Below are 20,257 nucleotides of genomic sequence, written 5' to 3' on the forward strand. Positions count from 1 at the left end.
TAGCACAAGAAGGATAGAAATGTCCTTATTAGAATTTCCATCATTCTAAAAAATATATTTGATCGATAAATTTTTTATATAGGAGGCTAGGCTATGAATCGTGCAAAATTCGTAATGGCTATTTATGCATTAGCAGCTGTTTTAGCAATGTGTTCAATTGGCTATTCAGTGGCGGCTAGTAGTGTACTTGGTGCAATAGCAGGTATTGTCGCTACTTGTGTCATTTTCATGACAGCCTTTAAAATGAAGCGTAAACTACGTATGCAAGGTTTACTTTAGTTAAAAAAAGGAGCTGTCTAGTAACTAGACGGCTCCTTTTTATTCATAAGGTACAATATATTTTTCCAATAATTCTCTATGAATGGAAGGATTAGCGATAATAAAAGTGTCTTGATGCAAGAAGTCAAAGCCCTCTCCATGCAAATTTGTGGCAATGGCCCCAACCTCTTGAGCAATAATGGTACCACCTGCTATATCCCACGGTGATAGGCGCATGGAAACGTAAGCATCCAACTTCCCACTAACAACAAATGCGATTTCCATACAAGCTGAGCCATAGGAACGCGTGCCCCTAACTTTGCGGACCATTTCAATGACCTTTTCATGATGAATATGTCGATTAGGTGCTACCCAATGTGCATTGATGCCGATGACTGATTCCTCCATCGTAACGGATTGAAGTTTCCGCAATGGAGAATCGTTATACCATGCGCCTTGGCCTTCAATCGCATAAAATAAATCTTCACGCATGACATCAAATATGTACCCTAACTTGCCTACCCCATTAATAAAAATACCTATTGAAATCATAAAGTGACGATGTTGTTTGACAAAATTCATTGTGCCATCTATTGGATCAATAATCCAAACTACACCATCTAATGACTCTACCTTTTCTCCCATTCCTTCTTCGCCTAAAATTTTGTGGGCTGGATTAAAAGCTTTAATTTGGTCGATAAAAAATAACTCAGTCTCTCGGTCAATATTTGTTACCAGGTCATTGGCACCTGATTTTGTCTCAATGACTAAATTATACGAGAAGGCTTTTCGAATACGCCTTCCAGCTTCAAAGATTATACTTTTCGCAAATTCATCTATTTGTTGTAAATCCAATTAAAACCCACCCTTCGAATATAAGAAAAAGCCTTTTCTTTCCTCACTCTTTATTCATTTAGTTTCATCTGTTCCATCTCTTTACAATGTCTTTATAGCGATATAAAACATGAATTTCGAGAATTACTGAAATTCATTTCGCTTAATATAGTATCTATTTTACCCTTTGTCACAATAAAAATCACCTGCTGTCGGAATATTCAGCAAGTGATTTTTTAAATGGGTATAAGATTTTGATTACGCATAGGCGTGCAAGCTTTCAAGTTCCATCTGGATTTCTCCAAGACGTTTTTTACTTTTTTCAATTTCAATTTCGTTTTTTTCATTCATCGCTGCAAACAGCGAAGCTAATTCATAATCTAATTCCAATTGTAAAATGTGTTCATATTGCTTTTCAATGTCAACTTTACGTATAATTTTTACGATTGGTTTCATAAAAACACTTCCTTTTTTAAATTTTTTTACAAAAACTTTTCTAATTCGATATAGTTCTTGTTATAAGATTTTTTCCCAAAATCAGCGTAAAATAAACCTTATAAAACGAAAGGAGTAAAATAAAATTGCCTAAAATAAAGTGGACAAACAAAGATTTTAATGTTTTTAAAATAGACGGTTTAGAACAAAGGATGAATGCATTAAACGATCATGTACGCCCAAAATTCCATCAGCTTGGTGATGATTTTGCCACCTATTTCTCAAGCCAGCTAGGTGAAGAATTCTTTCCTCATGTTGCCAAACACGCTCGAAGAACTGTCAACCCTCCACAAGATAGTTGGGTTGCCTTCGCCCCGTATAAAAGAGGTTATAAATCATTGCCTCACTTTCAGATTGGTCTATGGCACTCACATTTATTCATCGTCTTAGCTATTATTTATGAAGCTCCTCAAAAAAATGTAATGGCAGAACGTTTACTCGCTCATCCATCCTTATTTGAGCAGCTATCTGATGACTTTATTGTGTCTGGTGATCATATGTCCCCAGAGGCCATTTCACTTGAAGAGGCGAAAGAAGACAAGCTTAAGGAATTGCTCTTACGTCTGCGAGATGTAAAAAAAGGTGAGTTTTTAATTGGTCGCCATATTCCAAAAGACCAAGCAACAAAATTAACTGCCAGTGAATTCCACCAGTTAACGGAACAAACATTCAACAGCCTGCTACCTTTTTACAATGTCATCGTTGGGAAGGACCTAAAATAAGCTTTAACCTAATGTTATTTGTTGAAGTAGTGTATGCCAAATGTCGTTTTTTAACACCCTAAAATAAAAAGCGGATGTGAGTTTTTCTCACATCCGCTTTCTTATCGATTTTTTTTAGGGACTATTTTTATAATTGTACCATCTGCGGCTTCTTTTGTTTGTTTAACAACAGGATAGCTAATATAGCCACTCGCTTCTTCAAATTCACGAAAGATTGTTTTTTCCTCAGCCTGTGAAGGAACAATTTCCTTAAAGCGGCGATATTTAGCCATCATAACCTCACGCTTGATGCCCTTTTCATGAGCTTGTTCAATTCCTTCAAAAAATTGAACAACATCCACAATCTCCTCTGTAGACCAATCTGTTGAAAACGGATAAGAATATTCCATTCGACAAAACCACCTTTACATTATTGCCCCCATTTTAACCGGATACTTTCCGCTTCTGCAACCATTCGATTGATTAATTCCTCAACGGTTGGAATATCATGAATCATCCCTGTTACTTGTCCAGCCCAACCAAAGCCTTGCTTTTGTTCACCATCATAAATAAAACGCTTATTCGCTGAACCACTTATATATTCCTTTAACGCTTCATAGGTTGGCTCTTTTTTCTCAATATCTAAAATTTTTGCCGTAAACTCATTTCGTAAAGCACGAGCAGGTGCACCAATAGAACGTTTTATAATCGTTGTATCAGCCTCTGTGCTTGCTATTAGTGCCTCTTTATAAGCTGCAGAAGCATCAACACATTCTTTAGTTGCAATAAAGCGAGTACCCATTTCAATTCCTTCAGCTCCCAATGCATGGGCAGCCATCCAGCCTCGGCCATCGCCAATCCCCCCTGAAGCAATAACTGGGATTTTTACACTATCAACAACCTGTGGGACGAGCACCATCGTACCTACATCATCTCTTCCAAGATGTCCGCCACCCTCTTGTCCAACAACCATTACAGCATCTGCTCCAAGCTGCTCAGCTTTTTGTGCTTGTCTACGTGCAGCTACCAGTACCATTTTTTTTATATCTGTACCTGCTAATAAATCAAAAATGGGTGCAGGATTACCTCCAGTCATCGTCACAACAGGTACTTCTTCTTCCACTGCAACGAGAACCATTTCCTCATAGCCTGTACCATGCATACCAATAGCAAAGTTTACGCCAAAAGGCTTATCTGTTAATGTTCGTACTTTATGAATCTCTGCTCGCAATAAGTCAGGGCTTCGTAAACTCATTGCTGTTATTTGACCTAACCCTCCAGCATTCGACACTGCTGCAGCTAAATCAGCATAGGCTAAATACGCTAAACCACCTTGAATAATTGGGTATTTTACTTGTAAAAGCTCTGTCACCCGTGTATTCCAACTCATAATACCTCCCCTTTCATTCGGTATTAATTTCTCGATATCCTTAAAAAATCCTTTTATTTTTTATGAAAAGTCTATTTTTTCGTGTCGTAAGGTGCTATAATTCATTTGTTTTCTTAGATAATTAAAAGTGAGGTGGTACCTGCGTTGTCACAACTAGAGACTCCATTGTTCGACGTATTACTTAAACATCGGAACAGACATCCCATTCAGTTCCATATTCCAGGCCATAAGAAAGGGCAAGGGATGGACCCTGCTTTCCGAGAATTCGTCGGCGACAACGTTTTATCAATTGATTTAATTAATATTGCTCCACTAGACGATTTACATTCACCAAAGGGTGCTATTAAAGAAGCGCAAAATCTTGCAGCAGAAGCTTTTGGTGCTGATCATACATTCTTTTCCGTTCAAGGTACTAGTGGCGCCATCATGACGATGATTCTGACCGTCGTTGGTCCAGGCGATAAGATTCTAGTGCCACGGAATGTCCATAAATCTATTATGTCGGCGATCGTTTTCGCTGGTGCCATTCCTATTTTTATTCATCCTGAAGTCGATAGTGAATACGGGATTTCTCATGGCATATCCCCTGAAGCTGTCGAAAAAGCGTTAAATGCTTATCCTGATACAAAAGCTGTGCTAGTTATTAATCCAACTTATTATGGCTTCACAGCAGATTTAAAACGTATTGTCGAAATCACTCATAGCCGTGATATACCTGTAGTAGTAGATGAAGCCCATGGTGTACACATTAAATTCCATGATGACCTTCCTTATTCAGCAATGGAGGCAGGTGCTGATATGGCTGCTACAAGTGTTCATAAGCTTGGTGGTTCAATGACACAAACATCCATTTTGAATGTTCGAGAAGGACTCGTTTCAGCAAAACGTGTACAAGCTGTTTTTTCTATGCTAACAACGACATCAACATCCTATCCATTGCTCGCTTCCCTTGACACAGCTCGACGTCAATTAGCGATTCATGGATATGATTTAATTGACGATGCACTACGTTTAGCAAAGGATGCACGTAAACGAATTAACCAAATCCCACATTTAAAATGTGCAGGCAAGGAGAAATTACATTCATCTGCTACTTATGATATGGACCCTTTAAAGCTTCTTATAAGTGTCAAAGATTTGGGTATTTCTGGGCATCGAGCTGAGGAATGGTTACGTTATAATGCCAATATCGAAGTAGAATTGTCTGACCTTTATAATATTTTATGCTTAGTGACATTAGGAGATACGAAAAAAGAAATTAATCTTTTAGTAAATGCATTATCTCGTATGTCAAAAGCATTTGATTCGGAAGCTGCTATCACAGAGGCTGTAGTTAATGTCCCAGATATTCCAGCGCTTGCTATGTCACCCCGTGATGCTTTTTATGCTGATACTGAGGTAGTTCCACTTGCTGAAGCAGATAACTGTATTTGTGCAGAATTTATTATGGTATATCCTCCTGGAATTCCAATTTTTATTCCCGGGGAAATAATTACTCAAGAAAATATACTTTATATTCAAATGAATATTGAGGCGGGGTTACCAGTTCAAGGACCAGAGGATACAACATTAAAAACGATTCGTGTTATAAAAGAAAGAAAACCTATTATTTAATCTTAAAAGCTAGCTCTTCAAGGAGAGCTAGCTTTTTCATTATTTATAAAAAGCAGAGGTTGCGATCGCTAAAATCGGAAAGGCTAACCACCAAGAATGCCATAAAAAAGTCGCCAACTATTTTATTCAGTTCATCCAAGGAAATTTGAAACAGTTCACTTTACTTAATGAAATTATCTATATCAGGATAACCTTTTCCTAATTTCTATTTAGACACAACCTGCGGTGAAATCTGTCAGTACTCTGCCACTTCATCCTGAGTATAGTGATGTTGTTCCCTTAATTTCTGTAAACAATTTTCCAAATCACCCATAAAATTTACCTCCTAACTATTATTACATAATAGATCACAATTAACTTAGAAGCCAGAATTTATTATTAGCTTTTATAAGCTAAAAGTTAGAATAACGAATGCACATTATCTACAATATAGAAAAGGAGGAATGGATTCATGAATACATGGAATCGACGTTTTCTAGGATCCGAATACGTTTATGGTGAACAACCAAATGCCTTTATTAAAGATTATGTAAATTATTTAAAAGAATGCCCTAATATCGCAGCCTATGCAGAAGGTGAAGGACGCAATGCTGTTTTTTTAGCCTCAATGGGCCATACTGTCACTGCCTATGATTATGCACAAAGTGGTCTTACGAAAACAGAACAATTAGCACAGAAACATCATGTGTCAGTTCAAACTATGCTAACTGATCTACTACTGGATGACCTACCTGTGGAGAAATAAGATGCGGCTATTATGATTTTTGGTCATTTTCAATTACAACAACAGCAGGCTGTCATCCAAAAGATTATCGATTCAGTCAAGCAAGGTGGGCGGATCATGATGGAATTATATTCTATTTATCAGCTCCCCTATGCGTCTGGTGGTCCACAGCAGCTCGATTTTTTATATGACCCCATTCATGTCCTGCAATGGTGTCAGTCTCACAAAATTATCCATTTTTTCACAGGAGAGCAAATACGCCATGAAGGGACGTTACACACTGGACTAGCCCATACTATTCAATTCATTATTGAGAAAAAATAAATGAGTTGTCTCAAACCATTTGAGACAACTCCTAAAATGAGAATTCTTTATAAAAATAAATACACAAATAATGGACAGAAAAAAGCCCCAATAATAGCCGTTAGGCCCATCGATAATGAACCAACTGATAATTCCTGTTCTCCATATTCCCTTAATTTCACAAGTCCTACACCATGAGAGGCACTCCCCACTGCGACCCCTCTACTAACCGCCGAGTCGATTTTGCCATATTTAATAACTAATGGGCCTATAATAGCCCCTACAAACCCTGCTATCATCACAAAAACAGCTGTTAATGGCGGGATACCACCGATTGTTTCGCTGACCTGCATCCCAACAGGCGTTGTTAGAGATTTAGGCAAGGCTGTCAGCATCCAGCTAGATTTTACACCAATCGATCTTAACAACAAAAAAATAGTTATTAATCCTGTCACCATGCCGATGATAAGTCCTGATAAAATAGAATATTTATATTTGATAATAATTGCCCGCTGATTATAAAGAGGATAGGCAAGTGCAACTACAGCTGGCCCAAGCATTTTCTGAAGCCATTCTCCACCTACCATATATGTAGCATAGGGGATTTTAAAAACTAGTAAAATCACTGCACTAACGACGGTAGTCGTAACTAAAGGAATCATAATAGGATGTGGATATCGCTGATAAAGCTTCGTAAATAATATGAACATAATAATAGTGCTCAGGACAACAATTGCTTCAATCAACCGTTAACTCACCCTTCCCTTCTTCAACAATAGATTCTGTTCCTTCTTTTTTCTTTAATTCTTTCTTCTCAATTATTTGCGTCAGTAAACCTGTGACATAAATAGAGATTAATGTACTAGCAATAACGGCTAGAATTATAAGCAAGCCAGTAATTGACATGAGTTCTGGGTAATCAATAACACCCACTGTTGCCGGTATGAAAAACAACGTTAAAACGCCAATTAAAAAACTTGCGCCATCTTGAATATATTCAACCTTAATGATTTTAAAAATGAGTGAAAGTACCAATAACAGTAATCCAATGACACTCCCTGGAAGCGGTATGTGTAAATAAGTAACAATCCCTACCCCCATATAATAAAAAATGGTCAGTATGCCAATTTGAAAAATGATTCGAGCAACTCGCAACAAAATTGTAGCAAAATTTTCGTTCAACATTTCGCCACTTTTCACCCCCTATATCGTTCATTCTACATCTGTAGGAATTTTCTGTCTATTGTAATTTTAGAAAAATAATAATCAGTTACAAAAAGACTAAAAATGATTCTAAGTTTTTACATATACAATTTTTAATCGATATTTAGGGTGAATTGTCACTAAGGACTATTCAAATAGCTTTTTTTACCAATGAAAAATCTCTATTCATCCCCTTTTCTTTAATCACTAGCTAGCAAATTCCAGAATTTTTATATATAATCTGAAATTACAAAAGATACTCATTTTTCAAACAATCATATAAGTCTCCAGAATACACAATAAGGTGGGATCTTCTATTATCTTTAAAACATTAAAACTTCAAACTCGCATTTCTTATTACAGCAGCTTTTTAATATTTCTTATTGTCACTTTAGCTGGTCTACTCTTCTACATAACAATTTCTGATGCACTGCAAACACAAATTGGTAATCGAGCGCTTTATTTGGCGGAAACAACTGCTAGTAGGGGCGACGTAATAGAAGCCTTTCACACCGACAACCCATCAGAAAGTCTGCAAAAAATTAGCAATGATATTATGGTTGCTGCAAAAGCTACTTATGTTGTAATCGGTGATAAAAATGGCATTCGCTACACCCACCCTCTCGCAGACCGTATTGGCAAATCCATGGTAGGTGATGATAATGACAAAGCATTGATCAACGGTGAATCTTATATTTCAATCGCCGATGGTTCAATGGGACAATCTATACGTGGGAAAGCGCCTATCTTTGATACGAATGGAGCGATTTTAGGCGTTGTGTCAATTGGCTATTTAACAAGTGAATTGGATAACTTATATTTTTTATACTTGGATAACATTTTTTATACAATCATTATTGCACTCACCATCGGTATTATTGGCTCTATTATTTTATCCCGTAATATTAAAAAGCAAATTTTTAATCTGGAGCCAAATGAAATTGCCAATCTATTAACAGAAAAAAATACTTTAATAGAATCAGTACGTGAAGCTATTATTACGATCAACGATAAAGGCAAAATTACAACATTAAACAATGCCGCCGCCAATATCTTAAATTTACCCGATTCTGCTTCGATTATTGGACATAATATTAAGCAACATATCCCAAATACACACCTACTAAATGTATTAATGAATGGTGAGAAACAGCTTGATAAATTAATGATTATCAACGGTGATGAAATTATCGTTAACCGTGTTCCTATGAGAGTGAATGGTAAAATTGTCGGTGCTGTAGCAAGTTTCCGGCTACAATCAGAAATTGAGCAAATGGCGATTGAATTATCACAAGTAAAACAATATACAGAAGCTTTACGTGCACAAACACATGAGTTTAATAATATCCTTTATACCATTTCTGGTCTTATTCAATTAAATGCATCCGATGAAGCTTTAACAATTATTCATAATGAGGTACAAGGACATTCATCGTTAACACAATTTATTACAAATCGTGTAAAAGACCCATTCTTAAATGGTTTAATTATCGGATTTTTTAATCGTGCTCGTGAATTAAAGATTCAACTAATATTTGATGAAGATAGTTATTTAGAAACCTTCCCTGAAAATATCGAAAAAGGCCTTATTATTTCGATTATGGGCAATTTACTAACCAATGCTTTTGAGGAGGTCGAAAGAAATAAGGAGCAACAGCCAATTGTAAGGCTTTTTATCTTTGATAATGGAGAGGAAATCATCTTTGAGGTCGAGGATTCTGGCAATGGCATAGCACAAGAAAAACTAGATGTATTATTTTCAGAAAATATCTCAACTAAAGATAGGAAGCATCGAGGCTATGGGTTAAAGAAAGTAATTTCTAGCATCCATGATTTAAACGGCACACTCGCTCTTGGGGAAGGCGATTTAGGAGGTGCCCTATTTATCATATCTATTAGTAAAAGGGGGACTATTAACAATGACTGATATTGAAGTGCTAGTAATTGAAGACGATGTACGTGTAGCAGACGTACATCGTCGTTTTTTAGAGAAAATTGAAGGATTTACAGTAATTGCGTGTGCAAATACTGGAGAAGAAGCTTTAGATTGGCTTCAATCATTTGCACCACAGCTAATATTACTCGATGTATTTTTACCAGATATACTTGGCGTGGATCTAATTGATAAAATCAAAAAAATTAGCCCAACCAGTAGCATTATTTTGATTACCGCAGCCACGGAGGCTCATATTGTACAAAAAGCGTATCGTAAAAATGTTACTGACTATATTTTAAAGCCATTTACATTCGATCAACTAAAAGAAAGTATAGAAAAATTCCGTTTCAAGCATCTACTCCTGCAAAATAATGAGAAATTTACACAAGAAAAAATTCAATGCCTTTGGCCCAAAACTGCTTCATCCATCCCAGAGGATACACAGCTACTATTACCAAAGGGCATTGATCTAACAACGATGAATCATGTCATCAACTATTTAAGCACAAGGAAAGATGGTAGTACAGCTGAACTGTTAGGAAAAAATATTGGTGTTAGTCGTTCCACTGCTCGCCGCTATTTAGAATTTTTAGTCACACAAAAGCAGGCCTATATCGAACTAACTTATGGCACAGTTGGTCGTCCTGAACGGCGATACTTTATTTTCTCATAAACTTTATGAACAAAATGACGTTAATCCACAATATCACCACAATATTTTCACAATTCTGATATAAGTTATAGTTATGATAGCGCTCGAATGATAGCGCTATCATTTTATTTTTAAGGGGGATTTTTATGTGGAGGAAGATTTCAAAAGTTATGATAGCTGGCTTACTATTTACTAGTTTAGTTGGCTGTTCATCATCAAATGGAGAAACAGCTGAAGGAAAAAAAGCAAATAATTATCCGAAAAGTAATATTACCATTGTTGCTCCATCAGGGGCGGGGGGTGGTTGGGATTTAACAGCTCGTGCAGTAGCAAAAACGATGAATGATACAGGTTTAATTAATAAATCCATTCAAGTTGAAAACAAGCCAGGCGGCGGTGGTGCTGCCTTTATGGCAACATTTGCTACAAAGGAAGCAAGCAATGATTATATGTTAATGGTTAAATCACCGCCAATTCTTATTAATCATGAAAAAGCTGAAGGAAATAGTAAATTTGGCTACAAGGACACTACACCCTTAGCACAATTAACGCGTGACTATGGTGCAATTGTTGTTAAGAAGGATTCTCCATTCCAAACGCTTGAAGATGTATTAAATGCTATAAAAGATTCGCCAAAAGATGTTACTTTAGCAGGTGGCTCTGCACCGGGCTCTATGGATCATCTAGTAGGAATTATTCCTGCCTATAAAGCTGGCTTAGACTTAAAAACAATTAAATACGTTTCTTACGATGGTGGTGGTGAAGCTGTAACCGCGTTACTAGGCGGCAACGCTGACGTCATTGCAACAGATGCTTCGACAATTGCTACTTATGTTAAATCAGGAGATGTGCGTGTATTAGCCGTAAGTTCCTCTGAACGTTTAGAAGGTGAGCTAGCAGAAGTTCCTACATTTAAAGAGGCTGGTATTGATGAAGAATTTACTATTTGGCGTGGTATTTTTGGTCCGAAAAATATGAGTGAAGATGCGGTTACCTACTGGTCTGAAAAATTACAAGCAATGGCTGAATCAGAAGAATGGCAAGCTGAGGTGTCACGTAATGGCTGGCAAGCTGAATACCGCAATGCTGAGGATTTTACAACTTACCTAGACAATCAGAATAAAATCATCGTAGAACTATTGACAGCTCTTGGTATGCAAAAGTAAAGAATAGCCTGTGTCGAAAAAGAGCACAAGTATTTCCATCCAATAAGATTTACTTGTGCAACCTTAAATTATTATCAACGGAGGTGTATAACGATTGAATTACACATTTGATAAAACATTTAGCATTATCCTCTTAGCTGTTAGCATTTTATTTATCTTTCAAGCAACGCAAATTTCTGATAGTGCTTATGGATCTACAGTCGGTCCTAAAATATTTCCACTAGGTTTAGGTATTATTTTAGGTTTATTAAGTCTTCAACTATTTTATGAATCATGGAAAAATGCTGTAAGGGAGAGAATTACAGGAGGACCAACTGCACCTTCTAAAACCTCATCTACTGAGCTCAAGAAATTTTTAATCATTTTTGTTAGTGCGATTGCCTATGTATTCTTCCTAGAAAAAATAGGCTATGTGATCACAACGTTTTTATTTTTATGTATTAGCTTCCAAACGATGGAACGAGCTAAGCTTATTTATTCCATTATTATTGCCGCTGGATTTTCATTGGGTGTCTATTATTTATTTACAAGTTTACTAGGAGGTTCATTGCCTAGTTTCCCAACTTTTTAATGTAAAGGAGTGAACATATGTCTACATTGCAATTTTTAGCTGATGGATTTGCTATTGCCCTTCAATGGCAAAATCTTTTATTCGCTCTTGTTGGTGTCATAATTGGAACAGCAGTTGGTGTCCTTCCTGGCATAGGTCCAATGAGCGGCGTTGCTTTATTAATCCCAGTAACCGCAACCATTACAGCGGGATTACCTACGGAGGCCGCCGCTACAAGCTCAATTATTTTACTTGCAGGGGTTTATTATGGAGCCATGTATGGTGGTTCTACCACTTCGATTTTATTAAATACACCTGGTGAATCCTCATCAGTTGTTACTACATTGGATGGCTACCAAATGGCTAAGCAAGGACGTGCTGGAAGTGCTCTTTCTATTGCAGCAATTGGTTCCTTTTGTGCTGGGGTTATAGCATTACTTGGTCTAATACTATTAGCGAATCCATTATCAAAATTAGCCCTTAAATTTGGACCAGCAGAATACTTTTCATTAATGTTACTAGGGCTTGCTGCAGTAAGTGGACTTGCAGGCCGCTCTATTACAAAAGCTTTAATTATGACTGCCTTAGGACTTATGCTCGGTACAGTTGGCATTGATGCTGTATCCGGAATCGAACGCTTTACATTTGGTCAACCTATGCTGTTCTCAGGTATTGAATTTTTAACAATTGCCGTTGGTTTATTTGCGTTAGGAGAAGTATTTAAAACGATACTTGAAAGAGATGAGGAAGATGGTCAATTAGCAAAAATTAATCGTGTATTACCAACAAAGCAGGATTTAAAAGAAAGCGCTATCCCTATCGCTCGCGGTTCACTACTAGGATTTTTCATTGGCGTTTTACCTGGCGCAGGCGCAACACTTGCCTCATTCTTTTCTTATATTACCGAAAAGAAATTCAGTAAAACACCTGAGAAGTTTGGAAAAGGCCATATTGCCGGTGTTGCTGGACCTGAATCAGCGAACAATGCTGCATCAGGAGGCGCAATGATTCCATTGCTAACATTAGGTATTCCTGGTTCAGGTACAACTGCTATTTTAATGGGTGCACTTATTATGTATAATATTCAGCCAGGTCCATTATTATTTGATGAGCATCCTCAAGTCGCTTGGGGATTAATTGCCAGTATGTTTATAGGAAACTTTATGTTATTAGCCTTAAACATGCCTCTCGTTCGTATTTTTGCAAAAATCATAGAAACTCCGAAAAAATATTTATTGCCCATTATTGTTGCGATTTCAATTTTTGGTGTGTATGCAGTACAATTCGCCACTTTTGATTTATTTTTATTATTAGCTTGTGGTGTGCTCGGTTATCTATTTGCTAAAAATGACTATCCAGTAGCACCTTTAGTACTAGCACTTGTCCTAGGACCGATGATTGAAAATAATATGCGCCGTGCATTAACTATTTCTAATGGTGATTTTTCTATTTTTATAGTAAAGCCTTTATCATTACTATTTTTAATAGCTGCTATTGCTTGGTTACTTATACCACTATTCATGAAAATGCGTGGTAAAAATGTTCTGATTAACGAAGAAGGATAATCCATAAAATCCACTACACATTCTATTAATGAAAGTATAGTGGATTTTTTCACTATAATGCGTGACCAGAACCACCATCAATATTCAATGAGGTCCCGGTAACATAGCTAGCTGCATCAGATACTAAAAACGTAATGACGTTAGCAGCTTCTTGTGTATCACCTACACGACCAAGTGGAATAGATTGTCCTACTTTACGAGAATAGTCTTCCCACGATAAACTAGGATCTTCCTTCTTCCATTTTTTTTCGATTTGATCACTGCGAATAAGCCCAATACATACAGAATTTACACGGATATTATCCTTACCTAAATCCTTACTCATCGCTTTTGTCAAGGCAAGTCCCGCAGCACGGCTAACAGTTGTAGGAAGCGAGCTTGCAGGGGGAGTCTTAGCCATCACCGCAGTCACATTAACGATTGCACCGCCACCAGCCTTACGCATATATGGCGCAGCATATTTTGAGCAATGAATAGCCCCAAATACCTTTAAATCTAAATCTGCTTGCCACAGCTCACTACTCACAGATTCAAAAGGATTTGCTGAAGCTGTCCCAGCATTATTAATGAGAATATCAACGTGTCCAAAATGTTCAACTGTACGCTCAATTAGATTCTTACAATCTTTTTCTTTAGTAATATCCGTTGGAACAATTAAAACATCGATACCCGTTTCATTTTTAATACACCCAGCTGCCACCTGTAGCTGTTTTTCTCCACGTGCACAAAGGACAACCTGTGCACCCTCTTTTACAAGTTGCATGGCCGTATAATAGCCAATACCTTTACTCGATCCTGTTATAATTGCTACTTTCCCCTTTAAGCCTAGTTCCATTATATTCACCCCAAATATTTTCGAATATTCTTAACAATATATTTACTTTAACAAAATTATAGATAATATACAAAAAACGGCTACAAAGCATTTGCTTTATAGCCGTTTAAACGGTTTTACATTATTTTTTTGCTACAATGTGAATTGGGTTGCCAAGTAATACTTCAGCAGTTTCCATTGTAATTTCACCTAATGTTGGGTGAGCATGAATTGTTAATGCGATATCTTCAGCAGTCATTCCGCCTTCAATGGCTAAGCCCATTTCAGCGATCATATCAGATGCACCAGCACCTACGATTTGAGCACCGATTAATAAACCATCTTCTTTACGAGCAACAAGCTTCACGAAGCCTTCAGATTGGTTTAATGCAAGAGCACGACCATTTGCTGCGAATGGGAATTTCGCGGCAGTGTATTCGATACCTTCTGCTTTTGCCTGTTCTTCGTTGTAACCAACTGTCGCCATTTCTGGATCTGTGAAACATACAGCAGGTACAGCAAGATAGTCAACAACTGATTTTTCACCAGCAATTGCTTCAGCAGCAACTTTGCCTTCATAAGAAGCTTTATGTGCAAGCTGAGGTCCAGCAACGATATCACCGATTGCATAGATATTTGAAATATTTGTACGACATTGTTTATCTACATTGATTAGACCGCGTTCACCGAATTCAACGCCGATTTCAGCAAGGCCCATTTCATCAGTATTTGGACGACGACCTACAGTCACTAATACGTAATCAGCTTCAACTTTTTTCTCTTCTCCGCCAACTTCATAAGTTACTACTACGCCGTTTTCTGTTTCTTCAACGCCTTTTGCAGATGCGTTTACTTCGATTTCAACGCCTTTCTTTTTAAGGCCTTTTTTCACGATTTGAGTCATTTGTTTTTCGAAGCCAGCTAAAATATCTTTTCCGCCTTCAATAATTGTTACTTGTGAGCCAAGGTTTGCATATGCTGATCCTAACTCTGTACCAATGTAACCTCCACCGATTACCACTAATTTACCAGGAACTTCTTGTAAAGAAAGTGCACCAGTAGAATTTAGTACGCGCTCAGAGAATTTGAATGTAGGAATTTCAACTGGACGAGAACCTGTTGCAATAATGACATTGTTAAATGTGTAAGTTTGAGCAGATTCACCATTGATGATACGCACTGAATGAGCGTCAACGAAATAAGCTTCACCTTGTACAATTTCAACTTTGTTCCCTTTAAGTAAGCCTTCAACACCGCCAGTCAATTTTTTAACAACGCTGTCTTTAAATGCTTGTGCTTTTGAGAAGTCTAATTTCACATCAGAAGCGATGATTCCCATGTCATCTGAATGCTTAGCTTGCTCAAAACGGTGACCTACTGAAATTAATGCTTTTGATGGAATACAACCTACGTTTAAGCACACACCACCAAGTACATTTTTTTCAACGATTGTTACTTTTTGGCCAGTTTGAGCTGCACGAATTGCTGCTACATATCCTCCAGGACCTGAACCAATGACAAGAGTATCTGTTTCGATTGGGAAATCTCCTACTACCATTTTTGTTACGCCTCCATTAATAATAATTCTGGCTCACTTAACAAACGCTTCAAGTGATTTAAAGCATTTTGCGCAGTGGCTCCATCGATCATACGATGATCAAAGCTCAATGATAATGCTAACACAGGTGCGGCTACAATTTCACCATTTTTTATTACAGGTTTTTCTGAAATTCGACCAATACCTAGAATTGCTACTTCAGGATGATTAATTACTGGTGTAAACCATTGACCTCCCGCAGAGCCAATATTCGTAATAGACATAGATGCACCTTTCATTTCATGTGGTGCAAGTTTACCTTCACGGGCTTTAGTCGCTAACTCATTAATTTCATTTGACACTGCAAATACAGACTTGCGATCTGCATGCTTGATTACTGGGACAAGTAAACCTTTATCAGTATCCGCTGCAATACCAATATTGTAGTAATGCTTTTGGATAATTTCTTGTGTTGCATCATCTAATGAGCGATTAAATTCTGGGAATTCGCGTAATGTTGAGATTAGTGCTTTCACTACATAAGGTAAGTATGTTAATTTAACACCTTTTTCAGCTGCGATATCTTTGAATTTTTTACGATGCGCTACAAGAGCTGTTACATCGACTTCATCCATTAGTGTAACATGTGGAGCTGTTTGTTTCGAGTGTACCATTGCTTTTGCAATCGCTTTTCGAATACCAGACATTTTCTCACGAGTTTCTGGGAATTCCCCTTCAAGAACAACTGGTGCTGTTGGAGTAGTTTCTTGTTGAACAGCTTCTTCAACTGTCACATCAGTTGCTGATTCTGTCTCAACAGTACCTCCACCATTTAAGAAGTTTGTAATATCCTCTTTCAAAATACGACCATTTTTGCCTGAACCTTTTACCTCACGGATGTTTACGTCGTTATCACGTGCAAATTTGCGAACAGAAGGCATCGCAATAACACGTTTTGTTTCATCAACAACTGTCTCGGCTTTTTCAGGAGCTTTCTCTGGTGCTTTCTCCTCTTTAGCAGGAGCTTTCTCTACGTTCTGACCAGATTCAGCAGTTGCTTGAACTTGTGCTTCTGTTTTCTCTTCAGCATGACTATCACCTTTTAGCTTTAAATCTTCATAGCCAGGTGCATCCAAACGGATTAAAACATCGCCTACAACGGCAACTGTTCCTTCTCCTACTAAAACTTCCTCTACTGTTCCTTCAACTGGTGAAGGAATTTCTACTACTGCTTTATCATTTTGTACTTCACAAAGAATATCGTCTTCTTTTACTGTATCTCCAGCCTTGACGAACCATTTCACGATTTCGCCTTCGTGAATTCCCTCGCCAATATCCGGTAATCTGAATTCAAATGCCATGTGTACCCATCCTTTCTATTTACTGATGTTCAAGTTTAGAAGCTTCATTAGAATGTTAAAACTTTTTTCGCTGTTTCCATTACATCTTTGTAGTTTGGTAACCAAACACCTTCAGCTTGTGGGAATGGGTACACAGTATCTGGTGCAGCCACACGAAGAACAGGCGCTTCTAAGCTTAGAATTGCGCGCTCAGTAATTTCTGCTACTACATTTGCCGCGATACCTGCTTGTTTTTGTGCTTCTTGTACAACGATTGCACGACCTGTTTTTTCTACGGACGCAATAATTGTTTCGATATCAATTGGTTGAATTGTACGTAAATCAATTACTTCAACAGAGTGGCCTTCTTTTTCAAGTTCTTCTGCAGCCTTTAAGCTTTCATGAACCATTAAACCGTAAGCAACAATTGTTAAATCTTTACCTTCACGTTTTACATCCGCTTTTCCTAGTGGAATTTCGTAAGCTTCTTCTGGTACTTCTTCACGGAATGAACGGTAAAGTTTTAAATGTTCTAAGAAAATAACTGGGTTGTCATTACGAATAGATGAAATAAGTAAACCTTTTGCATCGTAAGGTGTTGATGGTACAACTACCGTTAAACCTGGTTGTGCAGTCATTAAGCTTTCTAAGCTATCTGAGTGCATCTCAGGAGTATGCACTCCACCACCAAATGGTGAACGAATTGTTACTGGTGCGTTATATACGCCGCCACTACGGTAGCTCATACGTGCTAACTGACCACTAATTGAATCCATTACTTCATAAACGAAGCCGAAGAACTGAATTTCAGGAACTGGACGGAATCCTTGTAGAGAAAGACCGACTGCTAAGCCACCAATACCTGATTCTGCTAACGGCGTATCAAAAACGCGGTCAACTCCGAATTCTTTTTGTAGGCCTTCTGTCGCGCGGAATACCCCACCGTTGACACCTACATCTTCCCCGAATACAAGAACGTTTTCATCATTCTTTAATTCTGTGCGAAGTGCATCTGTAATTGCTTGAATCATCGTCATTTGTGCCATAGGTTATTTCGACTCCTTCTCTTTATAGATTTCATACTGTTCTTTTAAATTAGATGGCATTTCGCCTTTATACATGTTTTCCATTAACTCTGTTACTTTTTGTTTTGGAGCAGCATCAGCTTTTTTAATGGCTTCTTTAATCTCTTCTTTTGCGCGCTCAATAACTGCTTCTTCCTTCTTCTCATCCCATAGACCTTTAGCTTCTAAGTATTTACGGAAGCGTACAAGTGGGTCTTTTTGAGCCCATTCATTATCTGTATCAGAAGTACGGTAACGCGTTGGGTCATCCCCAGCCATTGTATGTGGGCCATAACGATAACACATTGTTTCAATTAACGTTGGACCCTCACCATTAATAGCACGCTCACGTGCATCACGAGTTGCAACGTATACTGCAAGCGCATCCATTCCATCTACTAAAATACTTGGTAAACCTGCAGCCACACCTTTTTGAGCAATTGTTTTTGCAGCAGTTTGGAGTTCACGTGGTGTTGAAATTGCATATTGGTTATTTTGGACAATGAAGATTGCTGGAGATTTAAATGCACCTGCAAAGTTAATACCTTCATAGAAATCCCCTTGTGATGAACCACCATCACCTGTATATGTTACGGCAACAGCCTTTTTCCCACGCTTTTGAATACCTAGTGCAACACCTGCTGCTTGAATATATTGAGCACCGATAATAATTTGAGGTGCTAAAACATTTACACCCTCAGGAACCTGGTTCCCCATGAAATGACCACGAGAGAATAAAAACGCTTTATCTAAAGGTAAGCCATGCCACACGATTTGTGGAACATCGCGATATCCTGGTAAAATCCAATCCTCTTGTTCTAATGCAAAGTGTGAAGCAAGCTGAGAAGCTTCCTGACCTGCCGTTGGTGCATAGAAACCTAAACGGCCTTGACGGTTCAGTGAGATTGAACGTTGGTCTAAAATACGTGTGTAAACCATACGTGTCATTAGTTCAACTAATTCTTCATCCGATAATTTAGGATCTGCCTCATTATTTATAATTTCGCCTTCTTCATTCAAAATTTGAAACATTTCAAACTTATCTTCGATTTCAGTTAGCGTTTGTTTAGCATCAAAAATATTATTGTTTTTCTTGCTCATTTGTCACATCTCCCTTTCAGCTGTATTAAAATAAATCACCTTTTTGACTAGTACAACTTATTCTTGACACTCAGTATACTGAATAAAATACTGTCGGTCAATCATATATTACGGCTATAAACAAAGATTTTTTCTAGAATAACATTTAATTATCTCTGTCCTATACTGTATTACTAATAACGAAATTCTGTATTAGAACACCATATTTACACCTTGTAATTCTTAAGTTTTTCAACAGGTTTTCCAATAGTAGAATACCCCATTCTAGAAAATCTAATAGCATTCGAAAAATTTTTTGAGTATATTCAAATAAGGTCTTTTTTCATGTGATTGTTTTTAGACGTGATGTATACTAATTAATAGAGCACTACAAAGATGAAAGGAAGATTACTATATGATTTTAATGGATGATATTATCCGCGAAGGTCATCCGACTTTACGCACGAAAGCTGAGGAAGTTAAATTCCCTTTATCTGATGAAACAAGGCAGCTCGCCGAGGATATGCTGCAGTACTTAATCAATAGCCAAGACCCAGAAATGGCAGAAAAATATAATTTACGCAGCGGCATAGGCTTAGCTGCCAATCAAGTAAATAGTCTACAGCGTATGTTTGCACTTCATTTGCAAGATGATGCTGGTGAACAATTAAGCTTCGTAGCCATAAACCCCAAAATAGTCAGCCATTCAGTTGAAAATACATACCTTTCTGCTGGAGAAGGTTGTCTTTCAGTTGATCGTAATGTTCCTGGATACGTCCCACGCCATGCACGCATTACAGTAAAATTTAAAACTATAGATGGGGAAGAGAAGAAAATGCGCCTTAAAGGATTGCCTGCCATCGCCTTTCAGCATGAATTAGATCATTTGAACGGTGTCATGTTTTATGACCGTATTAATGAGAAAAATCCATTTGCTGAAATTCCAGATTCAATTCCTTATGAACGTGATTAAAAGCAAATCAACAAAACAAACCTCAGCAATTGTGCTGAGGTTTGTTTTTTCTTTGTTC

Annotated in this window: 20 protein-coding genes and 1 pseudogene; 10 read left to right on the plus strand and 11 right to left on the minus strand. The window is 37.5% G+C overall.

From position 1 onward, the window contains the following. The first annotated feature begins 93 nt into the window (after window positions 1–93). Window positions 94–279, plus strand: coding sequence for a DUF5325 family protein (locus ACP3VS_RS02145; protein ID WP_012293112.1), 186 nt, complete (start codon window positions 94–96; stop codon window positions 277–279). A gap of 39 nt (window positions 280–318) precedes the next feature. On the opposite strand, the gene ACP3VS_RS02150 is transcribed toward ACP3VS_RS02145, so the two are convergent. Both ACP3VS_RS02150 and ACP3VS_RS02155 read right to left on the minus strand, forming a co-directional pair. Continuing rightward, complete coding sequence (locus tag ACP3VS_RS02150) at window positions 319–1,113, minus strand: inositol monophosphatase family protein (protein ID WP_012293111.1); 795 nt, start codon at window positions 1,111–1,113, stop codon at window positions 319–321. 237 nt (window positions 1,114–1,350) lie between these two features. Then, window positions 1,351–1,548: a hypothetical protein gene (locus tag ACP3VS_RS02155; RefSeq protein ID WP_012293110.1), complete on the minus strand. Its 198-nt coding sequence runs from the start codon at window positions 1,546–1,548 to the stop codon at window positions 1,351–1,353. A gap of 125 nt (window positions 1,549–1,673) precedes the next feature. On the opposite strand from ACP3VS_RS02155, the gene ACP3VS_RS02160 reads away from it, so the two are divergent. Then, window positions 1,674–2,309, plus strand: a complete 636-nt coding sequence (locus tag ACP3VS_RS02160; RefSeq protein ID WP_031418885.1) for a YktB family protein — start codon at window positions 1,674–1,676, stop codon at window positions 2,307–2,309. Window positions 2,310–2,410: 101 nt separating this feature from the next. On the opposite strand, the gene ACP3VS_RS02165 is transcribed toward ACP3VS_RS02160, so the two are convergent. After that, window positions 2,411–2,698, minus strand: a complete 288-nt coding sequence (locus ACP3VS_RS02165; protein WP_012293108.1) for a UPF0223 family protein — start codon at window positions 2,696–2,698, stop codon at window positions 2,411–2,413. Window positions 2,699–2,718: 20 nt separating this feature from the next. Then, the gene (locus tag ACP3VS_RS02170; protein ID WP_031418882.1) at window positions 2,719–3,678 is read right to left on the minus strand and encodes an NAD(P)H-dependent flavin oxidoreductase; all 960 of its coding nucleotides are present in this window, start codon (window positions 3,676–3,678) and stop codon (window positions 2,719–2,721) included. A gap of 144 nt (window positions 3,679–3,822) precedes the next feature. Between ACP3VS_RS02170 and ACP3VS_RS02175 the strand changes: the two genes are divergently transcribed. Further along, window positions 3,823–5,292, plus strand: coding sequence for an aminotransferase class I/II-fold pyridoxal phosphate-dependent enzyme (locus ACP3VS_RS02175; protein WP_031418880.1), 1,470 nt, complete (start codon window positions 3,823–3,825; stop codon window positions 5,290–5,292). A 451-nt stretch (window positions 5,293–5,743) separates the two neighbouring features. Beyond that, window positions 5,744–6,340: pseudogene (locus ACP3VS_RS02180) on the plus strand (methyltransferase domain-containing protein). Between the two features lie 47 nt (window positions 6,341–6,387). Here the strand turns inward: ACP3VS_RS02180 and ACP3VS_RS02185 are convergent. Together ACP3VS_RS02185 and ACP3VS_RS02190 are read right to left on the minus strand one after the other, a co-directional pair. Continuing rightward, the gene (locus tag ACP3VS_RS02185) at window positions 6,388–7,065 is read right to left on the minus strand and encodes an LrgB family protein (protein WP_012293104.1); all 678 of its coding nucleotides are present in this window, start codon (window positions 7,063–7,065) and stop codon (window positions 6,388–6,390) included. After that, a complete protein-coding gene (locus tag ACP3VS_RS02190; RefSeq protein WP_031418876.1) occupies window positions 7,058–7,504 on the minus strand; it encodes a CidA/LrgA family protein in 447 nt (148 codons plus the stop codon). The genes ACP3VS_RS02185 and ACP3VS_RS02190 overlap by 8 nt, the downstream gene beginning before the upstream one ends. A 322-nt stretch (window positions 7,505–7,826) precedes the next feature. Between ACP3VS_RS02190 and ACP3VS_RS02195 the strand changes: the two genes are divergently transcribed. The 5 genes from ACP3VS_RS02195 to ACP3VS_RS02215 all read left to right on the plus strand — a co-directional run bounded on the left by ACP3VS_RS02195 (window position 7,827) and on the right by ACP3VS_RS02215 (window position 13,391). Next, window positions 7,827–9,449 (plus strand): ATP-binding protein, encoded by a 1,623-nt coding sequence (locus ACP3VS_RS02195; RefSeq protein ID WP_230586121.1) that lies wholly within the window; start codon window positions 7,827–7,829, stop codon window positions 9,447–9,449. Then, entirely contained in the window at window positions 9,442–10,131 is a 690-nt protein-coding gene (locus tag ACP3VS_RS02200) for a response regulator (protein ID WP_031418872.1), read from the plus strand. The genes ACP3VS_RS02195 and ACP3VS_RS02200 overlap by 8 nt, the downstream gene beginning before the upstream one ends. 125 nt (window positions 10,132–10,256) lie before the next feature. Next, window positions 10,257–11,276 carry a tripartite tricarboxylate transporter substrate binding protein gene (locus ACP3VS_RS02205; RefSeq protein ID WP_031418871.1) on the plus strand — a complete coding sequence of 340 codons (1,020 nt, stop codon included), beginning with the start codon at window positions 10,257–10,259 and terminating at the stop codon, window positions 11,274–11,276. Between the two features lie 94 nt (window positions 11,277–11,370). Next, entirely contained in the window at window positions 11,371–11,847 is a 477-nt protein-coding gene (locus ACP3VS_RS02210) for a tripartite tricarboxylate transporter TctB family protein (RefSeq protein WP_012293099.1), read from the plus strand. 17 nt (window positions 11,848–11,864) lie between these two features. Then, window positions 11,865–13,391 carry a tripartite tricarboxylate transporter permease gene (locus ACP3VS_RS02215; RefSeq protein WP_012293098.1) on the plus strand — a complete coding sequence of 509 codons (1,527 nt, stop codon included), beginning with the start codon at window positions 11,865–11,867 and terminating at the stop codon, window positions 13,389–13,391. 52 nt (window positions 13,392–13,443) lie between these two features. Here the strand turns inward: ACP3VS_RS02215 and ACP3VS_RS02220 are convergent, their stop codons facing one another. The 5 genes from ACP3VS_RS02220 to pdhA all read right to left on the minus strand — a co-directional run bounded on the left by ACP3VS_RS02220 (window position 13,444) and on the right by pdhA (window position 19,247). Continuing rightward, window positions 13,444–14,226, minus strand: coding sequence for an SDR family NAD(P)-dependent oxidoreductase (locus ACP3VS_RS02220; protein ID WP_012293097.1), 783 nt, complete (start codon window positions 14,224–14,226; stop codon window positions 13,444–13,446). Between the two features lie 121 nt (window positions 14,227–14,347). Next, complete coding sequence (gene lpdA, locus ACP3VS_RS02225; RefSeq protein ID WP_012293096.1) at window positions 14,348–15,763, minus strand: dihydrolipoyl dehydrogenase; 1,416 nt, start codon at window positions 15,761–15,763, stop codon at window positions 14,348–14,350. A 5-nt stretch (window positions 15,764–15,768) separates the two neighbouring features. Then, on the minus strand, window positions 15,769–17,103 hold the full coding sequence (locus tag ACP3VS_RS02230) for a dihydrolipoamide acetyltransferase family protein (protein ID WP_012293095.1): 1,335 nt from the start codon (window positions 17,101–17,103) through the stop codon (window positions 15,769–15,771). 47 nt (window positions 17,104–17,150) lie between these two features. After that, a complete protein-coding gene (locus ACP3VS_RS02235) occupies window positions 17,151–18,128 on the minus strand; it encodes an alpha-ketoacid dehydrogenase subunit beta (RefSeq protein WP_012293094.1) in 978 nt (325 codons plus the stop codon). 3 nt (window positions 18,129–18,131) lie between these two features. Then, on the minus strand, window positions 18,132–19,247 hold the full coding sequence (gene pdhA, locus ACP3VS_RS02240) for a pyruvate dehydrogenase (acetyl-transferring) E1 component subunit alpha (RefSeq protein ID WP_012293093.1): 1,116 nt from the start codon (window positions 19,245–19,247) through the stop codon (window positions 18,132–18,134). 394 nt (window positions 19,248–19,641) lie between these two features. Between pdhA and def the strand changes: the two genes are divergently transcribed. Then, window positions 19,642–20,199, plus strand: a complete 558-nt coding sequence (gene def, locus ACP3VS_RS02245) for a peptide deformylase (RefSeq protein WP_012293092.1) — start codon at window positions 19,642–19,644, stop codon at window positions 20,197–20,199. Window positions 20,200–20,257 lie beyond the last annotated feature (58 nt).

The sequence above is a fragment of the Lysinibacillus sp. VIII_CA genome, assembly GCF_049943995.1.
Taxonomy (GTDB): domain Bacteria; phylum Bacillota; class Bacilli; order Bacillales_A; family Planococcaceae; genus Lysinibacillus; species Lysinibacillus pinottii.